This is a genomic window from Streptomyces sp. rh34, assembly GCF_002551245.1.
Taxonomy (GTDB): Bacteria; Actinomycetota; Actinomycetes; order Streptomycetales; family Streptomycetaceae; genus Streptomyces.
On the sequence record NZ_NTGZ01000249.1, the window covers coordinates 1 to 10,905 of the forward strand.

The window sequence follows — 10,905 nt, forward strand, 5'->3', positions numbered from 1 at the left end:
GCGTGGATCACCGCGCGTCGGCGGCGCCCGCCCGGCGGGGCCCGCGGAGGGGCGGGCTGCCGCCGTTGGTCCACTCCTGCGAAATACTGGCTGAACTGCGGCGTCGACCGGTCGCGGAAGAGACTTTCATCGGCAGGAAACCGTACGAGGGGTACTGACGTGCGCGGGATCGACAGCGAGCCGGAGCCGGGCGCGACGGACGGAAGCGGCGTGGACCACGAATTTCTGGCGCTGGAGCGTGAGTTGGCCGTGTTCCTGCGGCGGGCGCGCGCCACCTCGGGCGATATGGCCCGGGAGGTCCACCCCGAACTGGAGCCCGCCGCCTACGGCTTGCTCGTCCGCCTGGAGGCGGCTGGCCGGCAGCGGGCCACCGAACTGGCCGCCTACTTCGGCGTCGGCAAGGCCACCATGAGCCGCCAGCTGCACTCCTTGGAGAACCTCGGGCTGGTGGCCCGCGAACCCGACCCGGCCGACGGGCGGGCCTGGCTCGTCCGTCTCACCGATGACGGCCTGGCCCGCTTCCGCAGCGTCCGGGACGCCCGCCGGGGGCGCTACGTGCGCAAACTGGCCGACTGGGACCGGGCCGAGGTCGCCGAACTGGCCAGGCTCCTGCACCAGCTGAACGCCCGCGCCGAGAGCTGAGCACGGGGGCCGTCACGCCCGCCGGGGCCGTCCCGATCGCCGCAAGCCGCTTCATTGCCGTCGCCGGGCGCCGGTCGACCGCCGCCCGGCGCGCTCGGCTCAGTCCAGCTCCACCAGAAGCGCGGTGGCGTCGTCGTGCGTCTTGCCGCGCCGCAGCCGTACGCGCCCGGCCGCCGCGTCGGCGCCCTCCAGCTCCCGCACCCGGTCGATCAGGCCCTGCGGCCCCGCCTTCCGCAGCAGCCCCAGCGCATCCGTCCAGTCGCCCTCACCGAACACCTCCGTCCAGCGGGCCGCGCCGTCCGTGAGCGCGGCGAGGGCCCGGACGCCGGCCGCCGGGGTGCTGCCCGTCACCGCGCGCGCCGCCACCGACGGATCGGCGGCGGCGGTGAAGAAACCGCCCTCCTTGTTGCGCACCGTGGAATCGGCGATCTCGTCCGAGGCGAGCGAGCCCGGCGGCAGCAGGTCCAGCCGGTCGTCGAGGACCGCCCGGACCGTGCCGTCGAGGGACTCCAGCAGCAGGACCGAGTCGGAGAGCACCAGGTGGTCGATCGCGTGTTCGTCCCAGCGTGCCAGGACCACGGTCGCTTGAGGCGTACGCACGTGAGAAAGGTCACAGGTGGCTCGATGCGTGTCGGCTGTACGGGAGATGGCCGCGGCCAGGACCTCGGTCAGGGTCAGGTCGGGGCGGGAACCGGACAGTTCCACCAGCGCGCCGCCCAGCCGTGCGGTGAACCACGGGACCGAGTGCACACAACCGTCGTCGCCCCGCGGTGGGGTGACGCCGTCGAGCAGGACCAGCACACCGCCCTGGCCGGACGCGGGAAGGGCCCCGGAGACCCAGTCCTCGTTGGGGCGTTCGGAGCTCCCGGGCGCGGTGGCGAGTTCGATGCGCATGGAGCCAGTCTGCACGAGCCCTTCACTTTCTCCGCACGCGGCCGGTAATGGCCTGTACCAGCAGGTCAACGCGGGCGCGCAGGGCGGAAGGGGCGGCTCCGGACCGATGCGGGCGGGCATCCTGCCAAAGGCGGGGCCGAAGTTCCACCCCATGGTCCACGCATGGTCAGGGGCGCACCAGGGGAGACTTGTTCGCCAACTCAAGAGTGATGTTCACTCCTTCGAGTGGCGGAGCGGTTGATGCGCGCCCCCCTCTCAAAAGCGCTGGAATGGTCAGAAGCCGTACCAGGAGCGGGGCGCCCTTCCATGTGACCGTGCGTCACCTCTGCTTCAAGGGTGGACGAGTCAAGATTGCGAGCACCGGTGCAGATGAAGCGGCCGCGGAGCAAGGGCACGACGCGCGACGGTTCCGGGGCGACGCCTCCGGCGCCCGGCACGGACAAGCGGACCGTGCGGGTGCGCAGCCGACTGGTCGCCGGTGTCGCGGTCGTCGGCGTCATCGTCATAGCGGCGGGCGCCCCCGCCGTGCTCGGGGCCTCCGCCGATCTGACCGAGTCCCAGCGGCTGGTCACGCTCGCGGAGCTGAACCGGCAAGCGGTCACCCTCGGGCACTCCCTCGCCGACGAGCGTGACGCCATCACCGCGTACATCGCCGACGGCAGGGACGAGGAAGCCGACGACAACGGCGTCGCCAAGAACCGCACCGCCCGCACCACCCGCGTCGACCAGCAGATCGACGAGATCCACGAGGCGGCCCCCGCGGCCCTGCGCCGCGACCTCTCGACGGTTTCCTCGCTGCGCCGCGACGCGCTGACCGGCAAGGGCTCGGCCCTGGAGGCGCACCAGGCGTACTCCGACGTCATCGCCAAGCTGCACGGCATCGCCGCCGAACTGGCGGAGAGGACCCCGCCGCGCGCCGCCGACGCCACCCGGGCCCCGCTCACCCTCGGCGGCGCGTCCGAACAGGCCTCCGCCACCCGCGGGCTCCTCCTCGCCGCGCTCGCCGTACCGAGCCCCGAGGCCGAGACGGACCCCTTCACCGGGCTGCCCGTCACGACCCAGGACGAGGGCGGCACCCGGGCCGACCGCGAACGCGACGAGCTGAGCGCCGCCGCCCAGCAGGCCCGTGTCCGGGAGCTGGCCGCGCTGGCCGACTTCGACCAGGCGGCGGACCCGGAGGCCCGCGACAAGCTCTCCGGCACCGTCACCGGATCCGAGGTCAACGACGCGGAGAAGTACCTCACCCGCCTCACCGACCGCCCCGAGCTCTCGGAGGCGGAGCGCCGGATCAGCCCGAAGAAGCTGGAGGCCGCGCTCTCCGCCCGCGTCGACCGGATGCGCAGCGTCGAGTCGGCCCTGACCGCCGGCCAGGTCCAGCACCTGGAAGGCCTCCGCGACGACGACGTCACCGCCCTCGAACTGAGCATCGCCCTGCTCGGCGGCTGCTTCCTCCTCGCCGTGGGAGTCTCCACCGCCGTCGCCCGCACCCTCACCCAGCCGCTCGCCGTCCTGCGCATCGGCGCCGCGCGCCTCGCCGAGGACCCCGAGAGCGCCGAACCGGTCCGCTACACCGGCCGCAACGACGAGTTCGCCCAGGTCGTACGGTCGATGAACTCCCTGCACGGCAGGCTCACCGCCCTGCACCAGGACCTCGGCGGACGCGTCGAGAGCCTGACCGGCGAACGGTCCAAGCTGGTCGCGGGCCGCGAGACCCTCGTGGCCCAGCGGGCCGAACTCCAGACGCGGGCCGCCGAGCTGACCACCCAGCTGGAGCAGCTGAGGAACACGGTCAACCACACCTTCGTCAACCTCTCCCTGCGCACGCTCGGACTGGTCGAGCGGCAGCTCGGGGTCATCGAGGGCCTGGAGGAGCGCGAGCAGGACCCGGAACGCCTGGCCACCCTGTTCAAGCTGGACCACATGGCCACGGTCATGCGCCGCCACAGCGAGAACATGCTCGTCCTCGCGGGCGCCGAGCACGGCCACGGCCACGCCGGGCCCATCCCGCTGGTCGACGTGGCGCGCGCGGCCGTGAGCGAGATCGAGCGGTACGAGCGGGTCACCATCCAGTCCCTGCCGCCGCACGCCCAGATCGCCGGGTTCGCCGCCGACGACCTCAGCCACCTCCTCGCCGAACTCCTGGAGAACGCGACCTCCTTCTCGCCGCCCGACTCCCAGGTCGAGCTGTCCGGCTGGTTGCTGGAGAGCGGAGAGGTGATGCTCTCCGTGTCGGACGCGGGCATCGGCATGTCGACGGTCCGGATGGGCGAACTCAATGCCAGGCTGGCCGACCCGGCCTCGTTCGAGCCGGGGGAGCGGCACATCGACATGAGCGGGGCCGGACTGGGCCTCCAGGTCACGTCGTTGCTGGCCGCCCGGCACGGAGTGCGGGTCCAGCTCCGCGAGCAGAAGGGGAGTGGTGTGACGGCCGTCGTCGTCCTGCCGAGCGCCCTGCTGCCCAACTCCCTGCCCGCCGCCTCGCCGCCCGCCGTGCAGTTGCCCGGGGACGCGCCCACGCTCAATCTGCCGGGCTCGGTGGCGGAGGCGAACTCCAACGCCCTGCCCAGCCGTTCAGCGCTTCCGCCCTCGGGCCCCGAGCCCGGGACGCCCGCCGACGCGGAGCCGACGCCGGCCCCGGCACCGACCCCGGAGCCCGAGGTGGCGGCGGACGCCGAAGCGGGGAACGCCTCCGAGGTGCCCGCCGAGCCCTTGCCCGCCGTCGACCCGTTGATCGTCGCCGCCGAGCGGACGATCCGCGAGAACGCGGCGGCCGAGATCGCGGCGGCCGAGGAGGCAGCGGCCGAGGACGCCGCAGCCGAGAACGCGGTGCCCGACGAGGGCCCGGACGCCACCGCCGTACCGCCGCGGGAGCCGGACACGCGGCAGCCGGGCACGGCCCCCGAAGCCGAAAGCGGAACCGAAGCCGGAACCGACGCCGGAGCCGGAACCGATGCCGGGGCCGATTCCGGAGCCGAGTCGGACTCCGAGATCACCCTGCAGGTCCGGCTCCCGAAGCCTCCCCCGGCCGGCCCGGTGGCCCCCGCGGCCCCCGACGCCCCGGCGGCAGTGGACTCCCCGGCCCTGCCGGGCACCGCCGACCCGTACGCGATCGGCCCCGACCGCCATGAGCGCCCGGCCGAGACCGGCCCGGGGGGCCAGGACCCGGACGGGCCCGCTTTCCGCCCCGCGCCCCACGCCGAAGCGGCCTCCGCACCCGCACCCGCCCCCGCCGACACCGTCCCGGGCCCCCGTCGGCCCGAGACCGGACGGATCACCGACAAGGGGCTGCCCAAGCGCACCCCCCAGGTGGTCCGGCCCGACTCGACCCCCGCGCCCGGGCGCACCGGCAGCCTCGACCGGGATGCCCTGCGCCGTCGGCTCGGCAGCTTCCACCAGGCGGCGAAGGAGGGCCGGCGCGATGTCGAGGCGGAGATCGCCGAGACCGGTGGCATCACCGTCGCCGGCCCCGGGGGCGTGCCCGCCGGGCGTACGGGGCACGAGAGCACCACCGCACACGCCACAGGGGCCGCACAGGACACACGGAACGCAAGGACCGCACGGACCGCCGAGACCGGCGGCCGGGCGGAGGGCCGGAACGAAGAGACGGGGGACACAGTCGAGGAGGCACGCAGTTGACTGCGCCCAGCACATTCGGGCTGAGTACCGAAGCCCGGAACCTTCACTGGTTGCTGAGCAATCTCGTGGAGGAGGTGCCAGGGGTCCGCTCGGTCACCGTCGTCTCGTCCGACGGCCTGATGCTGCTCTCCTCCGACCCCGGCCATCTGACCGCGAAGGCGGCCGGACCGGCCGCCGGGAAGCCGGACGGGCCCAGGGGTTCCAGCGCCGACCTGGCCACGATCGTCTCCGGCATCGGTTCGCTGACCGTCGGAGCCGCGAAGCTGATGGACGGCGGCGGCGTCAAGCAGACGATGGTCGCCATGGACGAGGGCAGCGTCTTCGTCATGTCGATCAGCGACGGCTCCCTCCTCGGCGTCCACGCCACCCCGGACTGCGACATGAGCGTCGTCGCCTACCACATGGCCCTCTTCGTCGGCCGGGCCGGACACGTACTCACCCCCGAACTCCGCAGTGAGCTGCGCACATCGATGGAGAGCGCCCTGTGACCACCGCCGCCGCGGAACCCGCCCCCCGACTCCCCGTCCGAGGGGCGGACAAACGCCCCGCCCGGGTCCGCCCGTACTCCCTCACCGGCGGTCGCACCCGCTTCGGGCACGTCCTGCTGGTCGAGACGTTCGTCGCGGCCCTCGAAGCACCCGACGAGCGCCGGGAGCTCACCAACGGCAACCTCGCCTCGCGCGTGATGCCGGAGCTCCGGGCCATCGTCGAACTCTGCCGCCGGATGCGTACGGTCGCGGAGGTCTCGGCCCTGTTGAAGATGCCGCTCGGAGTCGTCCGGGTGCTGCTCAGCGACCTGGCCGACCAGGGAAAGATCCGCGTGTACGGAACCGGTCACGGTGCCGGCCAGCCCGACCGCGCACTGCTCGAAAGGGTGCTCAATGGACTCCGCCGTCTCTGAGGCGCCGCTCTTCGCCCCGCGCCAGCCGGGGCCCCGGGAACAGGCCGAGGAGTCCCTCCAGGCCTGGCAGCTCGACCACACCCGCGCGCCCACCGCCACCAAGATCGTGGTGGCGGGCGGATTCGGCGTCGGCAAAACGACGTTCGTCGGCTCGGTCTCCGAGATCACGCCGCTGCAGACCGAAGCGCTGATGACCCAGGCCAGCGAGGAGACCGACGACCTCTCCGCGACGCCCGAGAAGACCACGACCACCGTGGCCATGGACTTCGGCCGGCTCACGCTGGAGGACGACCTCGTCCTGTACGTCTTCGGCACCCCGGGTCAGCAGCGCTTCTGGTTCATGTGGGACGACCTGGTGCGCGGGGCGATCGGCGCGGTCGTCCTCGCCGACACCCGGCGGCTGGAGGACTGCTTCCCCGCGCTCGACTACTTCGAGAGCTGCGGGCTGCCGTACATCGTGGCCGTCAACCACTTCGAGGGGACGCCCGGTTACGAGGCGGAGGACGTCAGGGAGGCCCTGACCGTACCCCCGCAGGTCCCGATAGTGATCATGGACGCGCGTAACAGGATCACGGTCGTCGAGTCGCTCCTGGCCCTCGTGGGCCATGCTCTCGACGCCACCCCCGCATAGCCCGGCGGCTCCGCACGGAGCGGCGGAGCGCTGGATCACACACAACGGAGAGCCGCGATGCGGAAGATACTCATAGTCGGAGCCGGCCAGTCCGGGCTCCAGCTGGCCCTGGGGCTGCAGTCCAGAGGCTACGAAGTCACCCTGATGTCCAACCGCACAGCCGACGAGATCCGCACCGGCCGGGTCATGTCGACGCAGTGCATGTTCCACACCGCGCTCCAGCACGAGCGGGACTACCAGCTGAACTTCTGGGAGTCCCAGGCCCCGAAGATCGAGGGCCTCGGCGTCTCCGTCGCCGCCCCCGACTCCTCCCGCGCCGTCGACTGGGTCGGCAAGCTGGACGGCTTCGCCCAGTCGGTCGACCAGCGCGTGAAGATGGCCGGCTGGATGGAGACCTTCGCCCAGCGCGGGGGACAGCTCGTCATCCACGGCGCCGCCGTCTCCGACCTGGACTACTTCTCCCGCACCTACGACCTGGTGATGGTCTCGGCCGGCAAAGGCGAGCTGGTCTCCATGTTCGGCCGGGACGCGGCCCGTTCGCCGTTCGACGCCCCGCAACGCGCGCTGGCCGTCGCCTACGTCCACGGCATGGGCCCGCGCCCCGAGCACCCGGAGTTCGACGCGGTCCGCTGCAACCTGGTGCCGGGCGTCGGCGAGCTGTTCGTGATGCCGACGCTCACCACCTCCGGCCGCGCCGACATCCTCTTCTGGGAGGGCATCCCGGGCGGACCGCTGGACGCCTTCCAGGGCATCAAGGACCCCTCCGAGCACCTGGCGAAGACGCTGGAGCTGATGGAGAGGTTCACGCCCTGGGAGTACGCCCGCGCCACCAAGGTCGAGCTGACCGACGCCAACGGCACCCTCGCCGGCCGCTACGCCCCCACGGTCCGCAAGCCGATCGGGCGGCTGCCCGGCGGCGGTCTGGTCCTCGGCGTCGCGGACGTCGTCGTGGCCAACGACCCGATCACCGGACAGGGCTCCAACTCGGCCTCCAAGTGCGCGAACGCCTACCTGGACGCGATCATCGAGCACGGGGAGAAGGAGTTCGACGCGGCGTGGATGCAGTCCACGTTCGACCGTTACTGGGAGACCGCGCAGCACGTCACGAAGTGGACCAACGCGATGCTCGGCGTCCCGCCGGAGCACGTGCTGAACCTGATCGGCGCCGCCGGTCAGCTCCAGCCCGCCGCGGACCGCTTCGCCAACGGGTTCAACGACCCGGCGGACTTCGAGAACTTCTTCTACGAGCCGGAGAAGACGAACGCCTACCTGGCCTCGCTCACCGGAGCCTGAGCGGCCCACCCACCGCTTCGGCGGCCGGACCCGCACCGTCGGTCCGGCCGCCGAGGTCTGTCCGTACCGGTCTACGGGGTGGCGTCCGGAGCGGCCTCCGTGCCGTACCCGGTGTCCGCGCCGTCGCGCGCCCCCTCGGGCAGCTCCGGGGGCGTGTACGAGGACAGCGGGGCGCCGCCGGGGTCGGGCCGGACGGCACCCAGCAGCGGGTTCGACGCCAGCGGTGAGACCTTGACCTTCGTGCCGGGGCGCGGTGCCTGCACCACCAGGCCGTTGCCGATGTACAGCGCCACGTGGGTCGCCTTCGGGAAGTAGATCACCAGATCCCCCGGGCGCAGCGCGGAGACGGGCACCTTCGGGAGCTGCTTCCACTGCTCCTGCGAGGTGCGCGGGATCGTCCGCCCCGCCGCCGACCAGGCCTGGGACGTGAGACCGGAGCAGTCGAAGGAATCGGGGCCCTCGGCCCCCCACACGTACGGCTTGCCGATCTGCCGGACCGCGTACGCGACGGCGTCGCCGCCCTGCCGGGTGGGCGGCCGGGCGGAGCTGAGCGCCCCGGAGGCCACCAGCTCGCGCTGGGCCTCGTCCACGCCCCGCTGTTCGAGACCGGCGAGCTGGGTCATCTGCTCCTCGGAGAGCGTGGCCAGCAGCCCCTCGACCTCCTTCAGCCTGCCGCGCACGGCGTCACGCTGCTTCTTCTGCCGGCCGGCCAGAACCTTCTGCTGCTCCAGCGCCTTGCGGGAGGCGGCGGCCAGCGCGTCGGCCCGCCGCGCGTCGTCGGTCAGCCGGTCCACCGTCGCCGCGCGGTTCGCGGCCAGCCGCCGCACGACGTGGCTCTGGTCCAGGGCCCGCAGGGGATCACGGGACAGCAGCAGCCGGAGGTACGCGGAGAACTCGGTACGCCCCTGGTACTGCTCCCGGGCCAGCCGGCCGGCGTCCCCGCGGCTGAGCTCCAGCGCGGCCCGCGCCTTCGCCAGGTCCGTGTTCACCTTCTTCACCCGCGCGGTCCGCTGCTTCAGTTTCTCCGCGGTGGCGTTGTACGTCTCGCTCGCCTCCTCCGCCGCCTGGTAGCGGGTCTGCAGCTCGCGCAGCAGGGCGGCGACGCTCCTGGGCGCCTCGGGGGCACCGAGGGCGGTCTCGGCGTCGACCTCCGTCGCGTCGGACCCGCCGGAGTCCTCCGCCGCGTCGGGCCCGTCCGGGGCCTCTGCCGCGTCGGACTCGTCCGAGTCCTCCACCGCGTCCTCCACCGCGTCCGGATCGGCCGTTCCGGAGGGCTCCTCGGACGGTACGGGGCCCGGTTCGGCCGACGCGGCGGTGGCGGGGGAGACCGTGAGCACCGCGGCCAGCGCGGTCGTGCAGACCACGCGCAGGAGTCTGCCTGACACGACATCACCTCCGTGACGGAGACGTAGCCCGGCTACGGGCTCGTCCATAAATGGGCGAATCCGATAATCCGGTCACGTGGTGTCAGGTGATGCAAGCACCGAGCGGCGCGCCGTCCGGGGACCCCCCGGACGGCGGTGGTGAGGAAAGGGGCCGGGTCTCAGGCCACGGGGAAGGCGTAGAAGGACCTGTCCCGCTGGACGACGACGGTCTCCCCGGCGGCGAGCACCCGGTACGACGCGCTCACCGTCGCCCCCTTCGGATCGGCCGACCCGATGTCCTGGAACTTCCACAGCCGTTCGCCGTCGGCCGCCGAGAACGCCGTGACCTGGACGGCGTCGGCGGCGAGCAGAGTCTTCTCGCTGCCGCTGAGCGTGAGCGACGGGGCGTCCCCGACGCCCGGCACCTCCGTGGAGCGCCGCCACACGAGCCGGCCGCTCTCCCGGTCCACCGCGCCGACCAGCCGGCTGCGCTCGGTGGTGTGGATCAGTGGCCCGGCGACCAGCGGGGTGCCGAACACCGAGCCGTCGCTGCCCTCGACGCGCCACAGCGGCTTCGCCGTGTCCGCCTCGAAGGCCTGGAGGTCCTTGCCGACCGCCGCGTACAACGACCCGTCCTCGTCGCCCGAGGTGGCCGCCTCGGGGGAGGCCGCCCCGTACTGCTTGATCCACAGCAGCTTGCCGGTCTCCTGGTCGAACGAGCGGATGGAGCCCTTCCCCTTGGCCGCCTTGGTCTCGGCCGCCGTCAGGCTGACCGCGTCCTGCCGTACGAGGACGTCGGCGGAGCGTTCCACGACCACCCGGTAGGCCGGGGTGCCCGGGGCGCGGCCCGCGGGCACGGGAGTCCGCCACAACTCCTTGCGCTGCACGATGTCGTACGCGAAGAAGTAGGCCTGGACGACCTCCTTGTCCTTGCCCTTCTTCTTGCCCTTCTTCGGCTTCGGCGCCTTCACGGTGACCGTGTGCGAACCGGTGAACCGGATGACCGGCCCGGAATTCCCGGCCAGCCGCCCGAGAGTGAGGCCCGGCAGGTCGCCGAAGGCGTCCGTGTAGCGCACGCGGTGCACGACCTTGCCGTTCTTCGGCGACAGCCACAGGAACTCCGTCGGGCTCGCCACGAAGACCAGATCGGCGCCCGCAGCCAGCGCGGCCTGCCCCTTCGCCGCGTCCGCGCGCTGCCACAGCCGCTTGCCGGTGCGCAGGTCCACGGCGCTGGCCTGGCTCTCGCTGGTCACCACGAGGAGTTTGTCCCGCCATACGGCGGTGGTGAGCGGGGCCGACTCGGAGGCCGGGTGCGTGTAGATCCAGCGCGGCTCGGGGGGCTGCCCGGGGAGCGTGCGGCGGGGCTTCGGCGCGGGCTTGTCGTCCGTCGCCACCGCGGTGTCCCCGGACCCGAGAGCGGCGACCGAACCGCCGCCCACGATCAGCCCGCCGACGGCCGCCGCCGCGATGGTCAGCAGGGTCCGGCGGCTCGCGGCGGAGTCGGGCGCCGGGGCCGGTGCGGGGGCTGTCTCTTATACACATCT

The 10,905-nt window shown here is 72.9% G+C and carries 8 protein-coding genes and 1 pseudogene; 6 read left to right on the plus strand and 3 right to left on the minus strand.

Going from position 1 to position 10,905, the window contains the following annotated elements; genetic code table 11:
• The first annotated feature begins 159 nt into the window (after positions 1–159).
• Positions 160–642, plus strand: coding sequence for a MarR family winged helix-turn-helix transcriptional regulator (locus CR470_RS30695; RefSeq protein WP_097870754.1), 483 nt, complete (start codon positions 160–162; stop codon positions 640–642).
• Between the two features lie 99 nt (positions 643–741).
• On the opposite strand, the gene CR470_RS30700 is transcribed toward CR470_RS30695, so the two are convergent.
• On the minus strand, positions 742–1,536 hold the full coding sequence (locus tag CR470_RS30700) for a hypothetical protein (protein ID WP_097870755.1): 795 nt from the start codon (positions 1,534–1,536) through the stop codon (positions 742–744).
• A gap of 363 nt (positions 1,537–1,899) precedes the next feature.
• Here CR470_RS30700 and CR470_RS30705 point away from each other — a divergent pair, with 363 nt between their 5' ends.
• Genes CR470_RS30705 through CR470_RS30725 form a run of 5 tightly spaced genes read left to right on the plus strand, consistent with a single transcriptional unit; the run spans position 1,900 to position 7,997 of the window.
• Entirely contained in the window at positions 1,900–5,172 is a 3,273-nt protein-coding gene (locus CR470_RS30705; protein WP_097870756.1) for a sensor histidine kinase, read from the plus strand.
• A complete protein-coding gene (locus tag CR470_RS30710; protein ID WP_097870757.1) occupies positions 5,169–5,660 on the plus strand; it encodes a roadblock/LC7 domain-containing protein in 492 nt (163 codons plus the stop codon). The genes CR470_RS30705 and CR470_RS30710 overlap by 4 nt, the downstream gene beginning before the upstream one ends.
• A complete protein-coding gene (locus CR470_RS30715) occupies positions 5,657–6,073 on the plus strand; it encodes a DUF742 domain-containing protein (RefSeq protein WP_097870758.1) in 417 nt (138 codons plus the stop codon). Before CR470_RS30710 ends, CR470_RS30715 begins: the two co-directional genes overlap by 4 nt.
• Positions 6,054–6,704 carry a GTP-binding protein gene (locus tag CR470_RS30720; protein ID WP_050360430.1) on the plus strand — a complete coding sequence of 217 codons (651 nt, stop codon included), beginning with the start codon at positions 6,054–6,056 and terminating at the stop codon, positions 6,702–6,704. The genes CR470_RS30715 and CR470_RS30720 overlap by 20 nt, the downstream gene beginning before the upstream one ends.
• Before the next feature lie 57 nt (positions 6,705–6,761).
• Positions 6,762–7,997, plus strand: coding sequence for a styrene monooxygenase/indole monooxygenase family protein (locus CR470_RS30725; RefSeq protein WP_097870759.1), 1,236 nt, complete (start codon positions 6,762–6,764; stop codon positions 7,995–7,997).
• A gap of 71 nt (positions 7,998–8,068) precedes the next feature.
• Here the strand turns inward: CR470_RS30725 and CR470_RS30730 are convergent, their stop codons facing one another.
• On the minus strand, positions 8,069–9,382 hold the full coding sequence (locus CR470_RS30730; RefSeq protein WP_257138968.1) for a C40 family peptidase: 1,314 nt from the start codon (positions 9,380–9,382) through the stop codon (positions 8,069–8,071).
• A gap of 158 nt (positions 9,383–9,540) precedes the next feature.
• Positions 9,541–10,884, minus strand: a pseudogene (locus CR470_RS30735) (outer membrane protein assembly factor BamB family protein); the annotation flags it as partial.
• Positions 10,885–10,905 lie beyond the last annotated feature (21 nt).